The organism is Streptomyces sp. NBC_00086, assembly GCF_026343255.1.
Taxonomy (GTDB): domain Bacteria; phylum Actinomycetota; class Actinomycetes; order Streptomycetales; family Streptomycetaceae; genus Streptomyces.
Genome location: NZ_JAPELZ010000001.1, coordinates 3,498,064 through 3,519,738, shown reverse-complemented (window position 1 = coordinate 3,519,738; position 21,675 = coordinate 3,498,064). Strand labels below are relative to the sequence as shown.

The following is a 21,675-nucleotide window of genomic DNA, read 5'->3' as shown; positions in this document are numbered from 1 at the left end:
CAAGCCGAGTGTGCGGCATGTGGGGCACTGATCGCGCCGGGAACTCTCGTAAGGTTCCCTCCGTGGGATCTCTGCGCAATCCGGTCGGGCCGCTCCCCTCCTCCATCTACTGGCGACGGAGGGCCGTGCTGGCGTCCGTTGCCGCGCTCCTCGCGATGCTCGCCGTATGGACCGTCAGTTCCGGTGCGGGCAAGTCGAGTACCAACGGCAAGGGCCAGGGCGGCTCCGGTCCCGTCACCCAGATCACCCCCGGACCCTCGGGCTCCGGTCCGGCGATCAGTCAGGCCCCGGGCGGGCGCGGGGACTCGGGCTCGGGCGGCTCCGGCGGTACGAGCGCCGGCACCGGCACGGGCTCCGGCCCCGGTGCGAGCCCCGGCACGGGCAAGAACGGCGAACCGGGCGCCGAGCCCGGCACCGCGGACCAGGGCGGGGCGAACGGATCCGGCGGCTCCGGAGGGAGCCAGGCCGTCCCGGCGGACTCGCCGGTGCCCACGTGCGCGCCCGGTGCGCTGCAGTGGGAGGTCAAGAGCGTGAAGAACGAGTACGAGGCGAACGAGAAGCCGCGTCTCGAACTCGTCGCGCGCAATGTCTCGGGAACGACCTGCAAGGTCGATCTCGGCCCGAAGCAGGCGGTTCTGACCATCACTCAGGCGAGCAACGCCAAGCCGGTCTGGTCCTCGGCGGACTGCCCGGCGGGCGCGGGCAACGTCTTCTACCGGGTGCCCTCGCAGGGCGAGACCACGCAAGCCCTGGAGTGGGACCGCCACTTCAGCGAGGCGACCCAGTGCCAGACGCCTCCGGCGGGGGTGGCGGCGGCGGACACGTACGTGGTCGAGGTCAAGTCCCCCGGCATGCCGGTGGCCCGAACCTCGTTCGTCCTGAAGCCGGAGTAGCCGGCGCGTTTTCCCCGGACGGGGCTGGATTGCCGCAGGGCAAGGTCAGCCCCTCCGGCGGTTGAGGAGCGGGGTCCGGGGAGGCGCCCCGGGAGCGGCGCTCGGCCGGACATCCCGGAGCGGGGCCGCAGCCTAGACGTAGCGCTCCAGGATGGAGGACTCCGCCAGCCGCGACAGCCCCTCGCGCACGCTGCGCGCACGCGCCTCGCCGACGCCGTCGACCGTCTGGAGGTCGTCCACCGAGGCGGCGAGCAGCTTCTGCAGCCCGCCGAAGTGCTCCACGAGCCGCTCGATGATGGCGCCCGGCAGCCGCGGAACCTTCGCCAGCAGCCGGTACCCGCGGGGCGACACCGCCGAGTCCAGGGTCTCCGGCGAGCCCGTGTACCCGAGGGCCTTCGCCACGATCGCCAGCTCCAGCAGCTCCGGATGCGTGAGCGCGTCCAGCGCCGGCAGTGCCTCCTCCACCGTGCGGGAACGCTTCGCCGTCGGCTCCGGCACGTAGTCCCGGATGACGAGCTCCCGCTCCTGCTCGATCCCTACCGTCAGCTCGTCGAGCTGGAGCGAGAGCAGCCGGCCGTCCGTGCCGAGCTCCACCACGTACTCCGCGATCTCCGTCGCGATGCGCCGCACCATTTCCAGCCGCTGCGCCACCGCCGTGACATCGCGGACCGTCACCAGGTCCTCGATCTCCAGCGCGGACAGCGTTCCGGCGACCTCGTCCAGGCGGAGCTTGTACCGCTCCAGCGTGGCCAGCGCCTGGTTCGCCCGCGACAGGATCGCCCCGGACTCCTCCAGCACGCGCCGCTCGCCGTCCACGTACAGCGCGATCAGCCGCATCGACTGCGAGACCGACACCACCGGGAATCCGCACTGCTTCGAGACCCGGTCCGCGGTCCGGTGCCGGGTGCCCGTCTCTTCCGTGTGGATCGACGCGTCGGGCACCAGCTGGACGCCCGCGCGCAGGATCTTGGTGATGTCCTTGTCCAGGATCAGCGCGCCGTCGAGCTTGCACAGCTCGCGCAGCCGGGTCGCGGTGAACTCCACGTCCAGGACGAAACCGCCCGTGCACATGGCCTCGACGGACTTGTCCATGCCGAGGACGATGAGCCCTCCGGTGTTGCCGCGAACGATCCGTTCGAGCCCGTCACGCAGGGGCTGACCAGGTGCGACCGCGCTCAGCGAGGCGCGCATCATGGCGTCCTGCTTGGAGCTCGCGCCCGACTTTCCGGATGCTGCTGCCCCGTCCTTGGCTGCCACTGCACTCCTCCGGTCGCGGGATGTACCGCCTGCGTACGGCCGGGCGGACCATCCCGAAGTCTACCGGCGCGGCCCCGGCGCCCGTCGTGCCTTGGCCCGGCCGGGCCGGCGCGCACCCCGTCCGTCCCCGCTGACCTGCTGTTCTCGGGTCCAGGGTGGGGGTGAGCGACGCCCGTGGATGTCTTCGGCGCCCTTCGGTACCGCCGGTGGCCGCCGGTGGCCGCCGGTGGCCTTCGGCGGCCGCCGGCGTCAGTCGGTGGCCCGCTCCTTGGCCGGCGTACGCGACCGCCCGCGCGGCAGGACCCGCAGGGCGTCGCCCATGTCGGCGACCTCGGTCACCTTCATGCCCGCCGGCACCTTCCCCGGGTCCGTCGGCACCAGTGCGTGGGTGAAGCCCAGCCGGTACGCCTCCGCGAGCCGGCGCTGCACCCCCGTCACGCGCCGGACCTCGCCCGCGAGCCCGACCTCGCCGATGGCCACCAGGTTCTTCGGGAGCGGTACGTCGCTGGCGGCCGAGGCCAGGGCCAGCGCGACGGCCAGGTCGGCGGCCGGCTCGGTGAGCTTCACCCCGCCCACGGTGGCGGTGTAGATGTCCCGCTTGCCGAGGGCCGTGATCCGCCCGCGCTGCTCCAGCACCGCCAGCATCATCGAGACGCGCGAGGTCTCCAGCCCGGAGGTGGTCCGGCGCGGCGAGGGGATCTGCGAGTCCACCGTCAGCGCCTGCACCTCGGCGACCAGCGGGCGCTTGCCCTCCAGGGTCACCGTCAGACAGGTGCCGGGGACGGCCTCGGCGCGGCGGGTCAGGAACAGTCCGCTCGGGTCGGCGAGGCCGTTGATGCCCTCGTCGGTGAGCTCGAAGCAGCCGACCTCGTCCGTGGTGCCGTACCGGTTCTTCACCCCGCGCACGAGGCGCAGCCGTGCGTGCCGGTCGCCCTCGAAGCTCAGTACGACGTCGACCAGGTGCTCCAGCAGCCGGGGACCGGCGATCGCCCCGTCCTTGGTGACGTGGCCGACCAGCAGCGTGGACATCCCGCGCTCCTTGGAGGCCCGGATCAGCGCCCCGGCCACCTCACGGACCTGCGCCATGCCGCCGGGCGCGCCGTCGATCTCGGGGGAGGCGACCGTCTGCACGGAGTCCATGATCAGCAGCGAGGGCTTCACGGCGTCGAGGTGCCCGAGGACGGCGGACAGATCGGTCTCGGCGGCCAGGTAGAGGTGCTCGCTGAGCGCGTTGATCCGGTCGGCCCGCAGCCGCACCTGGCTCGCCGACTCCTCGCCCGTGACGTACAGCGTGCGGTGCTCGTCGGAGGCGGCCTTCGCCGCGACGTCGAGCAGCAGCGTGGACTTGCCGACGCCCGGCTCGCCCGCGAGCAGGACGACCGCGCCGGGGACCAGCCCGCCGCCCAGCACCCGGTCCAGCTCGCTCACGCCCGTGCTGCGCGCGGTCGCCGTCCGCACGTCGACCTGCCCGATCGGCACGGCGGCCGTCGTGACCCGGCCGGCCGCGGTGGTCCGCACGGCGGGGGCGCCGCCGAGCTCCTCGACGGTGCCCCAGGCCTGGCACTCGGGGCACCGGCCGAGCCACTTGGCGGTGGAGTACCCGCACTCGGTACAACGGTAGGACGGCCGGTCCTTGGCGGATGAACGAGATGTACGGGCAGCCATGCGGCCCACGGTAGCCGCCGCCACCGACAGCCCTCCCCGGACGGCCCCCGGGACGGTCCTCCGTCCGTCCCGGCGTGTACGCCGTGGCGTGCACCGTCAGGGGCGCCGTCAGCACGGCGCCGATCTGTTCACCCGTAAGGGCTAAAACTGGTGAAGGCTTCCGGAGCGCCACCGGCGCGCCGCCTACGGTCACCAAGTGACCAGCAGCAACCGGGGACACCCCGCACCGCGCACCGGCGCACACCGGGCGCACGGGCGCACTCCCCCCGAGGCGACCAGGGTGGAGCAGCCGCCACCGTTCCGGTACGAGCCCTACCTGGACGGGCTGTTCACGTACTGCCTCTCGGTCCTGTGCGACCACGACAACGCCACCGACGTGCTCGGCGACGTCCTCGCCGTCGCCGACCGGCATCCCGGCCGCTGCCCCGACGAGGGGCACCGGCGGGCCTGGCTGTACGCCCTCGCCCGCTGGGCCTGCCTGCGCAGGCTGGCCGAGCGGCGGCGCACGCGCTACGGGTACGGGGGAGCGCATTCCGCCCGGCGTGCACCGGAGCACACGGACGCCGGCCGTGCGCCGGATCCCGCGACGGCGAGCGCCGACACGAACGCGGCGAACGCGGTGGCGAACGCCGCGGTGGCCGGCCAGGCCGGCTCCGCGGGCCCCGCCGCCCCCACCGGTCACGGCGGTCTCGACGTGTACGCCTACCGCCGCACCGAGCTCGCCCGCCTCGCCTGGCCGGAGGCCGCCGGAACCACCCCCGAGCAGCGCGAGGCACTCGAACTCGCCGTCCGCCACCGCCTGGGCGTCCCCGAACTCGCCGCCGTCCTCGGTACGCCCCCGGCAGCGGCCCGCGAGCTGCTCACCGGCGCCGCCTGCGAGGTGGAGCGCACCCGCGCCGCCCTCGCCGTCGTGGAGACGGGCAACTGCCCGACCGTGTCCCGGCTCACCGGAGACGACGGGGAGGGCGGGGGAGACGGGAACCTCCTCCTGTCCTCCTCCCTGCGCGCCGAGCTCGTCCGCCACGTCGACGACTGCCCGCGCTGCCGCCGCGTCGCCGAACGCGTCGGCGCCGGCGGCCCCTGGCCCGGCTCGGGCGGCATCAACACCGCCGCCCTCCCGCTGGTCCCGGCCCCGCGCACCGCCGTGCACGCCGCGATGCTCCGCTCCGGCGGCCGCCGGGGCGCCGGAGCCGGCCCGCGCTTCGACCGCACCGGGTTCCCGATGGACCCCAAGGACCGCGCGGCCCGCCGCGAGCGGCTGCGGGCCCGCGCCGTGACCACCACCGTCGTCGCCACCGTCGTCGCGGCCCCGGTGCTGGCGCTGTGGGCGGCCTACCGGGGCGCCCCGAGCACCGGGGAACCCGTGGGCAACGGCTCCACGCGCATCTCGGCGAGCGACGCGGAACTCCCGCAGGCCCGTACCGACGGCCGCCCGCTGACGGCGTACGAGAACGCGGGCAATGCCGCCGTCACCACCGACGGCCCCGGCTTCGCCCCGTCCGCAGCCGACCCCGACGTCTCCGTGGAGGTCATCAGCAGCGGCGCACCGAGCCCCACACCCGGGGGACCGGGCCGGCTCACCGCGGCCGCCTCCACCCACGGAGCCACCACCCTGCTCACCCTCACCGCATCGGGCGGCGCCCCGGTCGACTGGCGGCTGTGGTCCGACGCCCCGTGGCTCCGCGCCAGTACGACCTCGGGCCGGCTGGCGCCAGGAGAATCGGTCACCCTACGGATCACCCTGGACTCCGCAGCCCAGCCCGTAGGGGCCTGGAGCGCCCGGGTCGGGGTGGACCCGGGCGGCGCGGTGATCTCCATCCGGGGCCGGGGCCGCCCGGCACCCACCCCGCCCGGGCCGGAGCCGACCCCGACCCCCACCCCGACTCCGACACCCACGCCGACTCCGACGCCGACCCCCGAGCCGACGCCGACACCCACCCCGACTCCCACGCCGACCCCGACGCCGAGCCCCTCGGACGGGGCCACGGCGGAGCCGGAGCCGACACCGGCCCCTGCCCCGTAGCGCTGCGGCCTACGACTCGGGCGCGGGCGCGGGGTCGGCCGGGTGCGGGGCCATCGGCAGCAGCGAGGCGAGCCGCGCCTCGCAGAGCCGTACGAGCTCCTCGTACGCCTCCTTGCCCATCAGCTCCGTCAGCTCGGCGCGGTACGACACGTACACCGGCTTGCCGGCGCCGTGCGCGGAGGTGGCCGAGGTGCACCACCAGTGCAGGTCGTGGCCGCCCGGACCCCAGCCGCGCCGGTCGTACTCGCCGATCGACACCTGCAGCACGCGGGTGTCGTCGGGCCGGTCGATCCAGTCGTAGGTCCGCCGGACGGGCAGCTGCCAGCACACGTCCGGCTTGGTCTCCAGCGGCTCCTGGCCGCCGCGCACCGCGAGGATGTGCAGGGAACAGCCGGCGCCCGCCGGGAAACCGGGCCGGTTCAGGAAGATGCAGGCACCGTCCCAGCGACGGGTCTGCTTCTCCCCGTCGTCGTCGTGCTGCGTCCACCCGGTCTCGCTGCCGACATCGTGGAACTGCCACAGCTCCGGCGTCAGCCGCGCCACGTTCTCGGCGACCCGCTTCTCGTCGTCCTCGTCGGAGAAGTGCGCGCCGAGCGTGCAGCAGCCGTCGTCGGCGCGGCCCGCTTGGATGCCCTGGCAGCCGCTGCCGAAGATGCAGGTCCAGCGGGAAGTGAGCCAGGTCAGGTCGCAGCGGAAGACCTGTTCCTCGTCGGCGGGGTCCGGGAACTCCACCCAGGCCCGCGGGAAATCGAGCCCCTTCTCGTCCGCCTTGGCGGCGGCCTTGGCACCCTTGGCGGCCTTGCCGACCTTGGTCTTGGACTTGTTGGCCTTCTTCGTATTTGGCACAAACCCCAGCCTAAGCGCCCCTTACTCCACCCCTACGCCTTTGGACCAGTAGCGTTTCCCCTCATGAGACTCGGTGTCCTTGATGTGGGTTCGAACACGATCCATCTGCTGGTGGTGGACGCGCACCCCGGTGCACGCCCCCTGCCCGCGCACTCGCACAAGGTGGAGCTGCGGCTCGCGGAGCTGCTCGACGAACACGGCGCGGTGACGCCCGAGGGCGTCGAGCGGCTGGTTTCCGTCATCGGGGACGCGGTGCAGGCCGCCGAGGACAAGGGGTGCGAGGACGTCCTCCCCTTCGCGACGAGCGCGGTACGGGAGGCCACGAACGCCGACGAGGTCCTGGCGCGGGTCAAGGCCGAGACGGGCGTGGACCTCCCCGTCCTCAGCGGCGACGACGAGGCCCGCCTGACGTTCCTCGCCGCGCGGCGCTGGTTCGGCTGGTCGGCGGGCAAGCTCCTGCTCCTGGACATCGGGGGCGGCTCGCTGGAGATCGCGTACGGCATCGACGAGGACCCGGACGCGGCCGTCTCGCTCCCCCTGGGCGCCGGACGCCTGACGGCGGGCTGGCTCCCGGGCGACCCGCCCGACCAGGCGGACGTCCGGGCGCTGCGCCGTCACGTACGGGCCCAGATCGCGCGGACCGTCGGCGAGTTCAGCCGCTTCGGCCCGCCGGACCGGGTGGTGGCCACCTCGAAGACCTTCAAGCAGCTGGCCCGGATCGCGGGCGCGGCCCGCTCCGCGGAAGGGCTCTACATCCAGCGGGACCTGACCCGGAAGTCCCTGGAGGAGTGGGTTCCGAGGCTGGCGGCGATGACCACCGCCCAGCGCTCCACCCTCCCGGGCGTCTCCGAGGGCCGCTCCAACCAGTTGCTCGCGGGAGCGCTGGTGGCTGAGGGCGCGATGGATCTCCTGGGCGTCGAATCCCTGGAAGTCTGCCCCTGGGCCCTCCGCGAAGGCGTCATCCTCCGCCGTCTGGACCACCTCGGAAGGTCCAGCCCCGTCGGGGCCTGAGCCCTGAGCCCTGGGGCCGTGCCGCCCGCCCTGCGCCCGCTCCCCGCCGCTGCACGGGGGCCAGCCCCCGGACCCCCGCGCCTCAAACGCCGGCGGGGCTGGGGTGTGCCGGTGCGCTGTTTGCTGCGTGGGGTGGGGCGGGGCCGGGGCCGGGGTGGGGTGCTGGCCTGGACTGCATGATTTAGGCGCCCTGCCCTCGACTTTGACAGGGCCCGGCCTGCTCTCGCGCCACAAATCACGCTCTACGTCCAGGCCAACACCCCACCCCGTCCCCGTCCCCGCCCTGCCGCACCTCCCGACCCCGGCCGGGGTTTGGCCTTTTCAGCCGCCCGGGGTTTGGGTTTTTCAGCCGTCCGGCGTTTGAGGACCGGGGTCTGGGGCGGAGCCCCAGGGGTTCGGGCGCAGCCCGGGGCTCCTTTGTTTCAGCCCGTCCGGCGTTTGAGGACCGGGTCAGGGCGGAGCCCTGGGAACGGGGGAAGGGCGGGTAGGGGACAGCCGCGCGCAGCGCCCTCCGGGGCGGCCGCCCCGGAGGGCGGGCCCGTCGGGGGCTTCGTAGGGCGGGTTCGGGGTCACGGGGACCCCGATACCCTGTCCCCGTGGCAAAACCAGTCCGGATCCCGACCGCGAAAGTCGCCCTCTCCACCGCCTCCGTCTACCCGGAGTCCACGGCGACCGCCTTCGAGATCGCCGCGCGCCTCGGCTACGACGGCGTCGAGGTCATGGTCTGGACCGACCCCGTCAGCCAGGACATCGACGCCCTGCGCCGTCTCTCCGACCACCACCGGGTCCCGATCCTGGCCATCCACGCCCCCTGCCTCCTCATCACGCAGCGCGTGTGGTCCACCGACCCCTGGACCAAACTCCAGCGCGCCCAGGCGGCAGCCGAAAAGCTCGGCGCGAGCACGGTCGTCGTGCATCCTCCGTTCCGCTGGCAGCGCCAGTACTCCCGCGACTTCGTCACCGGAATCTGGCGGATGGCGGACGAGACCGACGTCAAGTTCGCCGTCGAGAACATGTACCCCTGGCGCTACCGCGACCGCGAGATGCTCGCCTACGCGCCCGAGTGGGACGTCACCAAGGACGACTACCGCCACTTCACCGTCGACCTCTCGCACACCGCGACCGCCCGCACCGACGCGACCGCGATGATCGACCGGATGGGCGACCGCCTCGCCCACATCCACCTCGCCGACGGAAACGGTTCCGCGAAGGACGAGCACCTCGTCCCAGGCCGCGGCACCCAGCCCTGCGCCGAACTGCTGGAGCGGCTCGCCGCCACCTCCTTCGACGGGCACGTCGTCATCGAGGTCAACACCCGCCGCGCGATGTCCTCCGCCGAGCGCGAGGCCGACCTCGCCGAGGCCCTGGCCTTCACCCGCCTGCACCTCGCGACCGCCCCCGGCCCGGCACCCAGGACCCCGCACCCGTGACCGCCCGCCTGCCGGACCCCGCCCCGGACCCCGCCAAGCCCCGCCGCGGTCCCGGCCGCCCCCGCCAGGACGAGGCCGACGACGGCCCCGGCACCCAGGAGCGCATCCGCCTCGCGGCCCGTACGGAGTTCGCCGCGCGCGGCTACGACAAGACCTCGGTCCGCGGGATCGCCAAGGCGGCCGGCGTGGACCCGGCCCTGGTGCACCACTACTTCGGCAGCAAGGACGACCTCTTCGCCGCCGCGATCGAGCTCAGCATGGAGCCGGCCCTCGTCCTCCCCAAGATCATCGGCGCGGGCCCCGACGGCATCGGCGAACGCCTGGCCCGCTACTTCCTCGGCGTCTGGGAGAACCCGGTCACCCGGACCCCGCTGCTCGCCGTGATCCGCTCGGCCCTCACCCACGAGGCCGCCGCGAAGGTGCTCCGGCGGCTGATCCTGCACCGCCTGCTGGAGCGGATCGCGGCCGACCTCAACGTCCCCGACCCGACCTTCCGCGCCGAGCTCGCCGCCTCCCACATGGTCGGCATCGCGATCCTGCGCTACGTCGTCCAGGTCGAGCCCCTCGCATCGGCGGACCCGGAGACCATCATCGACCTGGTGGCCCCCACCCTCCAGCGCTACCTCACCGAGGAGTGACGGATGAGGCGCCCGTGCGCGCAGCCCCGTAATCTCCGCTCCGTGCCCAATTACTGAGCCGCCCGTCCCGGGATCCGGACAGCCCGTCCGGATCCCGGGCAGGGGGCGTAGCCTCGTAACCGAGCCATATCCACAGTCGCGGCAGACGCTCGCGTCACCGCACACATGGGGAGAGAACCCGATGCCCGAGCTGAGGTCCCGCACCGTCACCCACGGCCGCAACATGGCAGGCGCACGTGCCCTGATGCGCGCCTCGGGCGTAGCGAGCGCGGACATCGGGAAGCCGATCATCGCGGTCGCCAACTCCTTCACCGAGTTCGTCCCCGGCCACACCCACCTGGCCCCGGTCGGCCGCATCGTCTCCGACGCGATCCTGGCCGCCGGCGCCGTCCCCCGCGAGTTCAACACCATCGCGGTCGACGACGGCATCGCCATGGGCCACGGCGGCATGCTGTACTCCCTGCCCTCCCGCGACCTGATCGCGGACTCGGTCGAGTACATGGTCGAGGCGCACTGCGCCGACGCGCTGATCTGCATCTCCAACTGCGACAAGATCACCCCCGGCATGCTGATGGCCGCCATGCGCCTCAACATCCCGGTCGTCTTCGTCTCCGGCGGCCCGATGGAGGCCGGCCAGGCCACCCTCGTGGACGGCACCGTCCGCAAGCTCGACCTGATCGACGCGATGGTGGACGCCTCCAACGACAGCGTCTCCGACGAAGACGTCCTGCGCATCGAAGAGAACGCCTGTCCCACCTGTGGCAGCTGTTCCGGCATGTTCACCGCCAACTCGATGAACTGCCTCGCCGAGGCCATCGGCCTGGCCCTCCCCGGCAACGGCTCGGTCCTCGCGACGCACACCGCCCGCCGCGCCCTGTACGAGGACGCCGGCCGCACGATCGTCGAGATCACCAAGCGCTACTACGAGCAGGACGACGAGTCCGTCCTGCCCCGCAACATCGCGACCCGCCAGGCCTTCGAGAACGCCATGGCCCTCGACATCGCCATGGGCGGCTCCACCAACACGATCCTGCACCTCCTCGCCGCCGCGCAGGAAGCAGGCCTGAAGTACGACCTCACGGACATCGACGAGATCTCCCGCCGGGTCCCGTGCCTCGCCAAGGTCGCGCCGAACGTGGCGCCCGGCGGCACGTACTACATGGAGGACATCCACCGGGCCGGCGGCATCCCCGCCCTGCTCGGCGAGCTCCACCGCGGCGGCCTGCTCAACAAGGACGTCACCACGGTCCACTCCGCCAACCTGGAGGAGTGGCTCGCGAAGTGGGACGCCCGCTCCGGCACGGCCCCCGAAGAGGTCATGGAGCTGTGGCACGCGGGCCCCGGCTGCCAGCGCTCCGCCTCCGCCTTCTCCCAGTCCGAGCGCTGGGACACCCTCGACCTCGACGCCGAGGGCGGCTGCATCCGCTCCGTCCAGCACGCGTACTCCAAGGACGGCGGCCTCGCCGTCCTGCGCGGCAACATCGCGGTCGACGGCTGCGTCGTGAAGACCGCCGGTGTCGACGAGTCGATCTGGACCTTCGAGGGCCCGGCCGTGGTCTGCGAATCGCAGGACGAGGCCGTCGACAAGATCCTCCGCAAGGAGATCAAGGCCGGCGACGTGGTCGTCATCCGCTACGAGGGCCCGCGCGGCGGTCCCGGCATGCAGGAGATGCTCTACCCGACGTCCTTCCTCAAGGGCCGCGGCCTCGGCAAGGTCTGCGCACTGATCACGGACGGCCGCTTCTCCGGCGGCACCTCGGGCCTCTCCATCGGCCACGCCTCCCCGGAGGCGGCCTCGGGCGGCTCCATCGCGGTCGTCGAGGACGGCGACCGGATCCGCATCGACATCCCGAACCGCTCCATCGAGCTCCTGGTCGACGAGGCCACGCTGGCCGCCCGCCACGCGGCCCTGGGCGGCGTCTACGCCCCGAAGAACCGCGAGCGCAAGGTCTCCGCGGCCCTGCGCGCCTACGCGGCGATGGCCACCAGCGCCGACAAGGGCGCGGTCCGCGACGTCAGCCTCCTGGAGCGCTGACCCCCACGCACGCACCGGCTCCGGCCCCGCCCGACACCCGCGGGCGGGGCCGTCGCCGTCTCACCACCCGGCGGGATCCCCGGCGGCCACCGCGAACACGGTCCCGTCCGGCGCCGAGGCGTACACCCGCCCGTCCCCGACGACGGGCGCGGGCAGACTCGCCGCGAAGGTGTCCTTCCCGGAGCCCATGCGGGGCTTGGTCTGCCCGAGCAGCTTCCCCGCCCGCGCGTCAATGGCGAGCAGCCGCCCGTCGGAGGCGCTCAGGTAGACCCGCCCGTCGGCGAGTGTCGGCCGGGAGGCCACGGCCACCCCCGTCTCCAGCCGCCACTCCTCCTTCGTGGCGCCCACGGCAGCGAGCGCGCCGGTCGCCCCGAAGACGTACAGGACCCCGTCGGGTCCCACGGTCGCCTGCGCCTCGTACAGCGGAGACGCGAGCTTCACGCGCCGTGGGGTGCGGGTCGCCAGGTCCACCCGTACGACTGTGGACGTTTTGGCCGGCTCCTCGATGCTCAGCAGGTACAGGCCGCCTCGGGCCGTGCCGACCGGCTTCAGTTTCCCCGTGGTGTGGATTTGCCAAGACACTGATCCGCTCACCGGGTCCACGGCCGAAACGCGCGTCGAGCTCCCACCTTTGTCGGGGGTCGCCACGTACAGCACGGCCTGGTCGGCTTCCTCCGGGCCGCTCCACCAGATGGATCCCGGCCCGCCGATCTGCTTCGTCCAGCGAACGTTGCCGCTGGCCGGGTCCACGACGGTGGCCCTTCCCTCCGCTGCGCGGACCAGCAGTACCTGGCTGCCTGCCACCACTACTTGTGTGCCGCTCGGTAGCTTCTGCCTCCACCGCTCCACGCCGGTCCGGGTGTCCAGAGCCTGGAGCGTTTCGCTGCCCGGCGCCACGGCGAGAACCAGGCCTGCCGCGTGGGAAGGGGGACTGTCAGTCGTGGGCTTGGTGCCGGGTACAGGTGGCCGGACGGTCCACAGCACGGAACCGTCCGCCGGAGAGATCCGGGCGGCGGTCAGGCCGGGCCCCGAGCAGTACAGGGCGGCGGATGCCCAGGAGCAGGATGCGGAGCGCTCGACCAGCGCCACTGACCACGAGGTGGCGCCCTTCGTCGCCGTTGGCGGCGATCCCGTTCCCTTCGCGGCGATCCGCTCGGCAGGCCGGGCGGACGAACCGAACGCCAGGTACCCGCCGGCCGCCCCGACCGTGAGCAGCAGCCCGAGTCCCGCCGCCAGCACCGCGGGCTTGACCCGCCGACCGCGGTCGCGAGGGGGGACGGTGGCCTGCTCCCGACGGTGCGTGACCTCCTCGTCGGCCATCGGCTGCCTCGGCCGCGGGACGAAGGCTTGGGTGTCCAGATCCGTCGGGTACGCCACCGCCCGCAGCGCCACGATCAGTGCGTCCGCGCTCGGCCGCTCCGCCGGATCCTTGGCCAGACACTGCGCGACCAGCGGCACGAGCCGCTCCGGCAGACCGGTCAGGTCGGGCTCGCTGTGCACCACCTGGTACGCCACGAGGTAATGGCTGTCCGAGTCGAACGGCCCCCGCCCGGTCGCGGCGTACACGAGCACCGCACCCAGGGCGAACACATCGGCCGCGGTCCCCACTTCCCGAGGCCGCTGGAACTGCTCCGGCGCCATGAAGGGCGGGGTCCCGATCAGCTTCCCCGTCTCGGTCCGCAGATCGCTGTCCGCCGGCCGCGAGATCCCGAAGTCGATGACCCGCACCCCGTCCGGGGCCATCAGCACGTTGCTGGGCTTCAGGTCCCGGTGGACGACCCCCGCCCGGTGGATGTCCCTCAGCGCCTCGGCAAGCCCGGCGGCGAGCCGCGCGAGCTCCCTGGCTTCCAGCACGTGCTCCCGTACCCGCTCGGAGAGAGTCGGGGCATCGATGAACAGCGTGGCCATCCAAGGCCGTTCGGCATCGGGATCCGCATCCACGACGGGCGCCGTGAACGCTCCGCTCACCCGCCGCGCGGCCGCGACCTCCTGCCGGAACCGCGCCCGGAACTCCGGGTCCACGGCGTGCTGCGGATGCACGATCTTGACGGCGAGTTTCAGCCCCGACTCGGAGGTGGCCAGGTGGACGACACCCATGCCGCCGGAACCGAGCACGGACTCAAGCCGGTACTGCCCGGCGTACTCCGGAAAACCCGCGTAGTCCGTCCGTGCTGAACGCACCGCTCACCACCCCCGCCGGAGCCTAGTCGATGGTCCGTGCGAATCTCCAAGGTCCTGCTACCCTGCGCGAGTTGCGCAGGGCAACGCCCTAGGGGGGTTATTCCGTATGTCCGTTGAGAGCGATTCAAGCCAAGTCGAGAGCCTGACCTCGGGGTCGGGATTCCCGACGTTCCCGGTCGCACCGGGATACCGGGTGAACGTCCGCAGTGGCCCCGGCACCAACTATTCGATCGTCGACACTCTGTCGCTCGGCGCATTGGTCGCCATCCGCTGCCAGTGCCAGGGGACGACCATCACCGGCCCGTACGGCACGACATCCATCTGGGACTGCATCGGGAACAGCCGCTTCGTCTCCGACGCCTACGTGAAGACGGGCAGCGACGGCTACGTCGCCACCCGCTGCGCCTGAGTACACGCGGAAGGAACGAAATGATCAGTCGACGACGCGTGCTCGGCCTGGGCGGCTCCGTGATCGCCGCGGTGCCCGCGCTCATGCTCGCGGGGGCGAGTGAGGCAGCCGCCGTCGGGGGCTCGGGATTCCCGACGTTCCCCGTGGCGCCCGGCTACCGCGTGAACGTCCGCGGTGGCCCCGGCACCAACTACTCGATCGTCCGCGTTCTCCCGCTCGGTGCCACCGTCGGCATCCGCTGCCAGTGCGAAGGCATGACCGTTTCGGGCCCGTACGGCACGACGGACCTCTGGGACTGCATCGGCAACGGCGAGTTCATCTCCGACGCCTATGTGAAGACGGGCAGCGACGGCTACATCACCAGCCGCTGCGGCTGACGCCATCCGGGCCATCCCGCGGCCCGCCCCGTGAGACACCCCGGGCCCGCCCGGCCCGGCGGGGGATAATCGCTGGTGTGAGCGACGACCAGCGAGACCAGACCCCCGCCGAGCCGGCCCCCGCGGTGCCCACCGGCCCCGAGCCCGAGCCGATCCGTTTCTTCGGCACCACCTGGGTGGACCACGACGGCGGCTACGGCGCGCGCCGCGTCGGCGTGGCAGCCGGTGCGCTGGTTCTCGCCGTCATCAGCGCCTTCTTGCTCCGCTTCTCCTACGAGGGCCTGGAGATCGGCAACGTCGGCGCCTTCCTGAGCATCTCGGTCGTCATCCTGTTCGCGATCGCCAGCTCCATCGCGTTCGTCAAGACCTGGGAATCCTTCAGCCGCCGCCTGCCCCCGTCCTCCGACGAGACGGCCCTCAAGGGCCTGAAGGCGATCGGTTTCATCGGCAGCCTCATCGCGTACTTCCTGCGCTGCTTCGTCGAGGCCCCCGGCGAGAAGCTGCGCCGCACCGAGTACGAGCGCGCCTCCGTCGAGTTCGCCCGCCGCCGCGGCTCCCGCACCGGCAACCCGGCCGCCCGCCGCCCCAAGCGCAAGAAGTAGCCCCGGCCACGGGCCGACCCCGGCCCCGGGCCCGACCCGACCCCGCCCGGCCCCACCCCGCCCGGCCCCACCACCGTGAGCCTTGCGCCGTGGCACAGCCGGGAGCATTATTCATCACATGATGAATAACCAAGCGGCCGCCGCCGTCCGCGCCGACGGCCTCACCGTCCGCCGCGGCACCGGCCGCAGCCGCCGTACGGTCCTCGACGCCGTCTCCTTCGACGTCCCCCGCGGCCGCATCACCGGCCTCCTCGGCCCCTCCGGCTGCGGAAAGTCCACCCTGATGCGCGCCGTCGTCGGCACCCAGGCCCACGTCACCGGCACCCTCGACGTCCTCGGCCACCCCGCGGGCCACCCCGGACTCCGCTCCCGCATCGGCTACGTCACGCAGGCGCCCTCCGTCTACGACGACCTCACCGTCCGGCAGAACCTCGACTACTTCGCCGCGATCCTCGACCCCGGCCGCGCCGCCGCCGAGCGCCGCCGCGAGACCGTCACCCGGGCCATCGCCGACGTGGACCTCGCCACCCACACCACCGCCCTCGCCGGAAACCTCTCCGGCGGCCAGCGCAGCAGGGTCTCCCTCGCGGTCGCCCTGCTCGGCAGCCCCGAGCTCCTCGTCCTCGACGAGCCGACCGTCGGCCTCGACCCGGTCCTGCGCCGCGACCTGTGGAACCTCTTCCACGAGATCACAGCCACCCGAGGCGCCACCCTCCTGGTCTCCTCCCACGTCATGGACGAAGCCGAGCGCTGCCACGACCTCCTCCTCATGCGCGAGGGCCGCATCCTCGCGCAGGACACCCCCGAGGCACTGCGCACCCGTACCCACACGGACACCGTCGAAGAGGGCTTCCTCCACCTCGTCGACGCCGCCAACGCGGAAGCCACCACCAGCGCACCCCAGGGGAGCACCCGATGAGCACCGCCCGCACCGTCGCCACCGCAGCCCGCGTCCTGCGCCAGCTCCGCCACGACCCGCGCTCCATCGCGCTGATGCTGCTGGTCCCCGTACTGATGCTGGTCCTGCTCCGCTACGTCTTCGACGGCAACCCGCGGACCTTCAACGGCATCGGCGCGTCCCTCCTCGGGATCTTCCCCCTCATCACGATGTTCCTGATCACCTCCATCGCGACCCTGCGCGAACGCACCTCCGGCACCCTCGAACGCCTCCTCGCCATGCCGCTCGGCAAGGGCGACCTCATCGCCGGCTACGCCCTCGCCTTCGGCGCCATGGCGGTCGTCCAGTCCCTGCTCGCCACCGGTGTCGCCCTCTGGGTCCTCGGCCTCGACGTCGTCGGTTCCCCGTGGCTGCTCCTGCTCGTGGCCCTCCTCGACGCCCTGCTCGGCACCGCGCTCGGCCTCTTCGTCTCCGCCTTCGCGGCGTCCGAGTTCCAGGCCGTCCAGTTCATGCCGGCGGTGATCTTCCCCCAGCTCCTGCTGTGCGGCCTCTTCGCCGCCCGCGACACCATGCAGCCCGTCCTCGAAGCGATCTCGAACGTCCTGCCCATGTCCTACGCCGTCGACGGCATGAACCAGGTCCTCACCCACACCGACATGACCGCCGACTTCGTCCGCGACGCCGGCATCGTCGCCGGATGCGCCCTCCTGGTCCTCACCCTCGGCGCCGCCACCCTCCGCCGCCGCACGCCCTGACCGGAGCCGCCTGACCGGACTGCGGACAGCCCGTCGCGCATCCGCGCACGAGTGCAAGGATGAGGACGCAAACCATGCATGCATGCGTGCACGAACAGTTCGGCGAGGTGAATCGGGCATGACCCAGACAGTCGCAGTCCTCGGTACCGGCAAGATCGGCGAGGCCCTGCTCAGCGGGATGATCCGCGGCGGCTGGCCCGCCTCCAAGCTCCTCGTCACCGCCCGCCGCCCGGAACGCGCCGAGGAACTGCGCACCCGCTACGGCGTCGAGGCCGTCACCAACGCCGAGGCCGCCAAGCGCGCCGACACCCTCATCCTCACCGTGAAGCCGCAGGACATGGGCAAGCTCCTCGAAGAGCTCGCCCCGCACGTCCCCGCCGACCGGCTGGTCATCAGCGGCGCGGCCGGCATCCCGACCTCCTTCTTCGAGGAGCGCCTCGCCCAGGGCACCCCCGTCGTCCGCGTCATGACGAACACCCCGGCCCTCGTCGACGAGGCCATGTCCGTCATCTCGGCCGGCAGCCACGCCACCGGCGCGCACCTCGCGCACACCGAAGAGATCTTCGGCGGCGTCGGCAAGACCCTGCGCGTCCCGGAATCCCAGCAGGACGCGGCCACCGCCCTCTCCGGCTCCGGCCCCGCCTACTTCTACTACCTGGTCGAGGCCATGACCGACGCCGGCATCCTCCTCGGACTGCCCCGCGCCCAGGCCCACGACCTCATCGTCCAGGCCGCCGTCGGCGCCGCCGTCATGCTCCGCGACAGCGGCGAACACCCGGTCAAGCTCCGCGAAGCCGTCACCTCCCCGGCCGGCACCACCATCAACGCGATCGTGGAGCTGGAGAAGCACGGCGTACGAGCGGCCCTGATCGCCGCCCTCGAAGCGGCCCGCGACCGCAGCCGCGAGCTCGCCTCCGGCAACAGCTGACACCGACCGTCCGTTACGGGGCTGCGCGCGCAGCCCCGTAACGACGACGACCAGCCCTTCTCCCTCTCCCCTCAGGGCTCCAGCAGCCCGATGGCCCGGTACGCCGCATCGACCACCGGCCGCGCGATCGCCCGGGCCCGCCCGGCCCCCGCGCGCAGCACCGCCTCCACCGTCCCCGGATCGGCCGCCAGCTCCGCGTGCCGTACGCGGACCGGCCGCAGCAGCTCCACGACGGCGTCGGCCACGTCCCGCTTGAGCGCCCCGTACCCGGTGTACCCGTCGGCGAGCGCGGCCGGATCACCGCCGGTGCAGGCGGCGAGGACGTCCAGCAGGTTCGAGACCCCCGGGCGCGCGGCGGGGTCGTACACCACCCCGCCGTCCCCGCTGTCGGTGACGGCCCGCATCACCTTCTTCCGCACCGCCTCGGGCTCGTCGAGGATGAACACCACCCCGGGCCCCGCGTCCCCCGACTTCCCCATCTTCGACCGAGGGTCCTGCAGGTCCATGACCCGAGCCGCCACCACGGGATGCGTGGCCTTGGGCACGGTGAAGGTGTACCCGTACCGCTGGTTGAACCGCACCGCCAGATCCCGGGTCAGCTCGACGTGCTGCCGCTGGTCCTCCCCGACCGGCACCTCACCGGTCCGGTACGCCAAAATATCGGCGGCCATCAGCACGGGATAGGTGAGCAGCGACAGCCGTACGCCTTCCCCCGAGGCCTGTGCCTTCGCCGCCTTCTCCTTGTACTGCACCATCCGCCGCAGCTCCCCGTCCGAAGCCGTGCACTCCAGCAGGTACGAGAGCCGGGCGTGCTCGTCCACGTGGCTCTGCACGAACAGCGTGCACTTCTCGGGAGTCAGCCCGGCGGCGAGCAACAGCGTCGCCGCCTGCCGACTGAGCCGGCGCACCCGCGCCGGATCGTGCTCGACGGTCAGGGCGTGCAGATCGACCACGCAGAACAGCGCCTCGTCGGGCTCCTGCTCGGCGGCGACCCACTGCCGTACGGCCCCCAGGTAGTTCCCCAGCGTCAGATGCCCCGTCGGCTTGACCCCGCTGAAGATCCTCGTCATGTCCCTGCTCCCTGCTCGTGTCGGTGTGGGCGTCGACGCCACCGCGTCGGGCGGCCGAGCCACTCCCGGGAGGGGAGAAACAGAAACGGCCGCCGAGATCGGCGGCCGTCGAGCGCGTGCGTGCTCGCGTGGATGGTCGGCCGCCGTCAGGCGGCCCACCAACGAAGGTCGAGCGTGAGCGCACGCGTAGTCATGAGGGAGAGGCTAGACCCTGAGGCGTGAGGAGGGCGTCAGGTTTGCGCGCCCGGCGGGGCTGGTCAGCCAGGGGTTGACACACCTGTGCCCGATCCGTAAGGTTCTTCGAGTTGTCCGAAGTGAGCATCCGACCCCGGTCGGTCCCCGGACAGCCATCCCGCACCACACATTCGAACGAACGACTCACTTTGTCGTCCCGTTTTCATGCGTATTTGCGAATGAGGAATCCGCGTCCACGGACGCAGCCGCCGATTAGGTTCGGGGGCAAGGAATCCGCTACTGTCTCACTCGTCGCAAGGGCCCAACAGCCCGAACGGCAAATCCCGTTGACTGGGAGTCAGGCCCGAAAGGATCTGATAGAGTCGAAATCGCCGGAAAGGGAAAACGCGAAAGCGAAGAACCGGAAGGCGGAAAACAAGCGAGACAGACTCTGATAGAGTCTGAAACGCAAGAACAGAACGAAAGCCCGGAGGAAAGCCCCAGTAATTGTTACTGAGGGTGAGTACAAAGGAAGCGTCCGTTCCTTGAGAACTCAACAGCGTGCCAAAAATCAACGCCAAAAAGTTGATACCCCGTCCATTTCGGTGGATGAGGTTCCTTTGAAAAAGACCTGTGAGGTCGCGGCTTCGGCCCTGACGCTTGCAGGCAATTACACAGCGAGGACGCAGTGGACGGTCGGTCTTATTCCGACATGACTGTCCCGCTCTAAGTGCGTGTGCACCGGATTACCGGTAAACATTCATGGAGAGTTTGATCCTGGCTCAGGACGAACGCTGGCGGCGTGCTTAACACATGCAAGTCGAACGATGAAGCCCTTCGGGGTGGATTAGTGGCGAACGGGTGAGTAACACGTGGGCAATCTGCCCTTCACTCTGGGACAAGCCCTGGAAACGGGGTCTAATACCGGATAACACTCCTGCCTGCATGGGCGGGGGTTAAAAGCTCCGGCGGTGAAGGATGAGCCCGCGGCCTATCAGCTTGTTGGTGGGGTAATGGCCCACCAAGGCGACGACGGGTAGCCGGCCTGAGAGGGCGACCGGCCACACTGGGACTGAGACACGGCCCAGACTCCTACGGGAGGCAGCAGTGGGGAATATTGCACAATGGGCGAAAGCCTGATGCAGCGACGCCGCGTGAGGGATGACGGCCTTCGGGTTGTAAACCTCTTTCAGCAGGGAAGAAGCGAAAGTGACGGTACCTGCAGAAGAAGCGCCGGCTAACTACGTGCCAGCAGCCGCGGTAATACGTAGGGCGCAAGCGTTGTCCGGAATTATTGGGCGTAAAGAGCTCGTAGGCGGCTTGTCACGTCGGATGTGAAAGCCCGAGGCTTAACCTCGGGTCTGCATTCGATACGGGCTAGCTAGAGTGTGGTAGGGGAGATCGGAATTCCTGGTGTAGCGGTGAAATGCGCAGATATCAGGAGGAACACCGGTGGCGAAGGCGGATCTCTGGGCCATTACTGACGCTGAGGAGCGAAAGCGTGGGGAGCGAACAGGATTAGATACCCTGGTAGTCCACGCCGTAAACGTTGGGAACTAGGTGTTGGCGACATTCCACGTCGTCGGTGCCGCAGCTAACGCATTAAGTTCCCCGCCTGGGGAGTACGGCCGCAAGGCTAAAACTCAAAGGAATTGACGGGGGCCCGCACAAGCAGCGGAGCATGTGGCTTAATTCGACGCAACGCGAAGAACCTTACCAAGGCTTGACATATACCGGAAAGCATTAGAGATAGTGCCCCCCTTGTGGTCGGTATACAGGTGGTGCATGGCTGTCGTCAGCTCGTGTCGTGAGATGTTGGGTTAAGTCCCGCAACGAGCGCAACCCTTGTCCTGTGTTGCCAGCATGCCCTTCGGGGTGATGGGGACTCACAGGAGACCGCCGGGGTCAACTCGGAGGAAGGTGGGGACGACGTCAAGTCATCATGCCCCTTATGTCTTGGGCTGCACACGTGCTACAATGGCCGGTACAATGAGCTGCGATACCGTGAGGTGGAGCGAATCTCAAAAAGCCGGTCTCAGTTCGGATTGGGGTCTGCAACTCGACCCCATGAAGTCGGAGTTGCTAGTAATCGCAGATCAGCATTGCTGCGGTGAATACGTTCCCGGGCCTTGTACACACCGCCCGTCACGTCACGAAAGTCGGTAACACCCGAAGCCGGTGGCCCAACCCGTAAGGGAGGGAGCTGTCGAAGGTGGGACTGGCGATTGGGACGAAGTCGTAACAAGGTAGCCGTACCGGAAGGTGCGGCTGGATCACCTCCTTTCTAAGGAGCACAGTACCGATTGCAGACAAACGTTCTGCACGGTCAGCTCAGGGTGGAACGTTGATTAGTTGGCACGGTTTCCAAAACCTTCTGTGAGTACTGCTTCGGCGTGGAAAACGGTTTGAGTGGCGGGGATCGTGCTTGGCACGTTGTTGGGTATCTGAGGGTACGGCCGAAAGGTCTTATCTTCGCGATGCCG

The 21,675-nt window shown here is 71.0% G+C and carries 17 protein-coding genes and 1 rRNA gene; 13 read left to right on the top strand and 5 right to left on the bottom strand.

Annotated elements, in window-relative coordinates:
• Positions 1 to 62 precede the first annotated feature (62 nt).
• On the top strand, positions 63 to 893 hold the full coding sequence (locus tag OG276_RS15640; RefSeq protein WP_266905881.1) for a hypothetical protein: 831 nt from the start codon (positions 63 to 65) through the stop codon (positions 891 to 893).
• A 132-nt stretch (positions 894 to 1,025) separates the two neighbouring features.
• On the opposite strand, the gene disA is transcribed toward OG276_RS15640, so the two are convergent.
• Both disA and radA read right to left on the bottom strand, forming a co-directional pair.
• Entirely contained in the window at positions 1,026 to 2,150 is a 1,125-nt protein-coding gene (gene disA / locus OG276_RS15635) for a DNA integrity scanning diadenylate cyclase DisA (RefSeq protein WP_266905879.1), read from the bottom strand.
• Between the two features lie 249 nt (positions 2,151 to 2,399).
• Positions 2,400 to 3,815, bottom strand: a complete 1,416-nt coding sequence (gene radA, locus OG276_RS15630; RefSeq protein ID WP_266905877.1) for a DNA repair protein RadA — start codon at positions 3,813 to 3,815, stop codon at positions 2,400 to 2,402.
• A gap of 196 nt (positions 3,816 to 4,011) precedes the next feature.
• On the opposite strand from radA, the gene OG276_RS15625 reads away from it, so the two are divergent.
• Positions 4,012 to 5,838, top strand: a complete 1,827-nt coding sequence (locus OG276_RS15625) for a hypothetical protein (RefSeq protein WP_266905875.1) — start codon at positions 4,012 to 4,014, stop codon at positions 5,836 to 5,838.
• A gap of 9 nt (positions 5,839 to 5,847) precedes the next feature.
• Here OG276_RS15625 and OG276_RS15620 read toward each other — a convergent pair whose 3' ends face one another.
• A complete protein-coding gene (locus tag OG276_RS15620) occupies positions 5,848 to 6,684 on the bottom strand; it encodes a hypothetical protein (protein ID WP_266905873.1) in 837 nt (278 codons plus the stop codon).
• Between the two features lie 63 nt (positions 6,685 to 6,747).
• Here OG276_RS15620 and OG276_RS15615 point away from each other — a divergent pair, with 63 nt between their 5' ends.
• The 4 genes from OG276_RS15615 (at position 6,748) to ilvD (ending at position 11,798) form a co-directional block, all read left to right on the top strand.
• Positions 6,748 to 7,695 (top strand): Ppx/GppA phosphatase family protein, encoded by a 948-nt coding sequence (locus OG276_RS15615; RefSeq protein ID WP_266905871.1) that lies wholly within the window; start codon positions 6,748 to 6,750, stop codon positions 7,693 to 7,695.
• Between the two features lie 596 nt (positions 7,696 to 8,291).
• Positions 8,292 to 9,125, top strand: a complete 834-nt coding sequence (locus OG276_RS15610) for a sugar phosphate isomerase/epimerase (RefSeq protein WP_266905869.1) — start codon at positions 8,292 to 8,294, stop codon at positions 9,123 to 9,125.
• Positions 9,122 to 9,763 (top strand): TetR family transcriptional regulator, encoded by a 642-nt coding sequence (locus tag OG276_RS15605; protein ID WP_266905867.1) that lies wholly within the window; start codon positions 9,122 to 9,124, stop codon positions 9,761 to 9,763. Before OG276_RS15610 ends, OG276_RS15605 begins: the two co-directional genes overlap by 4 nt.
• Before the next feature lie 181 nt (positions 9,764 to 9,944).
• On the top strand, positions 9,945 to 11,798 hold the full coding sequence (gene ilvD / locus OG276_RS15600; protein ID WP_266905865.1) for a dihydroxy-acid dehydratase: 1,854 nt from the start codon (positions 9,945 to 9,947) through the stop codon (positions 11,796 to 11,798).
• A gap of 60 nt (positions 11,799 to 11,858) precedes the next feature.
• On the opposite strand, the gene OG276_RS15595 is transcribed toward ilvD, so the two are convergent.
• Positions 11,859 to 13,979 (bottom strand): serine/threonine-protein kinase, encoded by a 2,121-nt coding sequence (locus OG276_RS15595; protein WP_266905863.1) that lies wholly within the window; start codon positions 13,977 to 13,979, stop codon positions 11,859 to 11,861.
• Between the two features lie 106 nt (positions 13,980 to 14,085).
• Between OG276_RS15595 and OG276_RS15590 the strand changes: the two genes are divergently transcribed.
• From OG276_RS15590 to proC, 6 genes are all read left to right on the top strand, one after another.
• Positions 14,086 to 14,388 carry a peptidase gene (locus OG276_RS15590; protein WP_266905861.1) on the top strand — a complete coding sequence of 101 codons (303 nt, stop codon included), beginning with the start codon at positions 14,086 to 14,088 and terminating at the stop codon, positions 14,386 to 14,388.
• Between the two features lie 83 nt (positions 14,389 to 14,471).
• Positions 14,472 to 14,765: a peptidase gene (locus tag OG276_RS15585; protein ID WP_266912852.1), complete on the top strand. Its 294-nt coding sequence runs from the start codon at positions 14,472 to 14,474 to the stop codon at positions 14,763 to 14,765.
• A gap of 77 nt (positions 14,766 to 14,842) precedes the next feature.
• The gene (locus OG276_RS15580) at positions 14,843 to 15,367 is read left to right on the top strand and encodes a hypothetical protein (protein WP_266905859.1); all 525 of its coding nucleotides are present in this window, start codon (positions 14,843 to 14,845) and stop codon (positions 15,365 to 15,367) included.
• A 118-nt stretch (positions 15,368 to 15,485) separates the two neighbouring features.
• Positions 15,486 to 16,286 (top strand): ABC transporter ATP-binding protein, encoded by an 801-nt coding sequence (locus tag OG276_RS15575; protein ID WP_266905857.1) that lies wholly within the window; start codon positions 15,486 to 15,488, stop codon positions 16,284 to 16,286.
• Positions 16,283 to 17,020: an ABC transporter permease gene (locus OG276_RS15570; protein WP_266905855.1), complete on the top strand. Its 738-nt coding sequence runs from the start codon at positions 16,283 to 16,285 to the stop codon at positions 17,018 to 17,020. Before OG276_RS15575 ends, OG276_RS15570 begins: the two co-directional genes overlap by 4 nt.
• A 118-nt stretch (positions 17,021 to 17,138) precedes the next feature.
• Positions 17,139 to 17,948 (top strand): pyrroline-5-carboxylate reductase, encoded by an 810-nt coding sequence (gene proC / locus OG276_RS15565; protein ID WP_266905853.1) that lies wholly within the window; start codon positions 17,139 to 17,141, stop codon positions 17,946 to 17,948.
• Positions 17,949 to 18,019: 71 nt separating this feature from the next.
• Here proC and trpS read toward each other — a convergent pair whose 3' ends face one another.
• A complete protein-coding gene (trpS, locus tag OG276_RS15560) occupies positions 18,020 to 19,018 on the bottom strand; it encodes a tryptophan--tRNA ligase (protein WP_266905851.1) in 999 nt (332 codons plus the stop codon).
• A 933-nt stretch (positions 19,019 to 19,951) separates the two neighbouring features.
• Here trpS and OG276_RS15555 point away from each other — a divergent pair.
• Positions 19,952 to 21,476: ribosomal RNA gene (locus OG276_RS15555) — 16S ribosomal RNA — on the top strand.
• The last annotated feature ends 199 nt before the right edge of the window (positions 21,477 to 21,675 follow it).

What these genes read in the sequence shown, in the direction of transcription:
- radA (WP_266905877.1), bottom strand. Translation starts at nt 3,815, where the DNA reads ATGGCTGCCCGTACATCTCGTTCATCCGCCAAGGACCGGCCGTCCTAC.
- OG276_RS15615 (WP_266905871.1), top strand. Translation starts at nt 6,748, where the DNA reads ATGAGACTCGGTGTCCTTGATGTGGGTTCGAACACGATCCATCTGCTG.
- ilvD (WP_266905865.1), top strand. Translation starts at nt 9,945, where the DNA reads ATGCCCGAGCTGAGGTCCCGCACCGTCACCCACGGCCGCAACATGGCA.
- OG276_RS15590 (WP_266905861.1), top strand. Translation starts at nt 14,086, where the DNA reads ATGTCCGTTGAGAGCGATTCAAGCCAAGTCGAGAGCCTGACCTCGGGG.
- OG276_RS15585 (WP_266912852.1), top strand. Translation starts at nt 14,472, where the DNA reads ATGCTCGCGGGGGCGAGTGAGGCAGCCGCCGTCGGGGGCTCGGGATTC.
- OG276_RS15575 (WP_266905857.1), top strand. Translation starts at nt 15,486, where the DNA reads ATGATGAATAACCAAGCGGCCGCCGCCGTCCGCGCCGACGGCCTCACC.
- OG276_RS15570 (WP_266905855.1), top strand. Translation starts at nt 16,283, where the DNA reads ATGAGCACCGCCCGCACCGTCGCCACCGCAGCCCGCGTCCTGCGCCAG.
- proC (WP_266905853.1), top strand. Translation starts at nt 17,139, where the DNA reads ATGACCCAGACAGTCGCAGTCCTCGGTACCGGCAAGATCGGCGAGGCC.
- trpS (WP_266905851.1), bottom strand. Translation starts at nt 19,018, where the DNA reads ATGACGAGGATCTTCAGCGGGGTCAAGCCGACGGGGCATCTGACGCTG.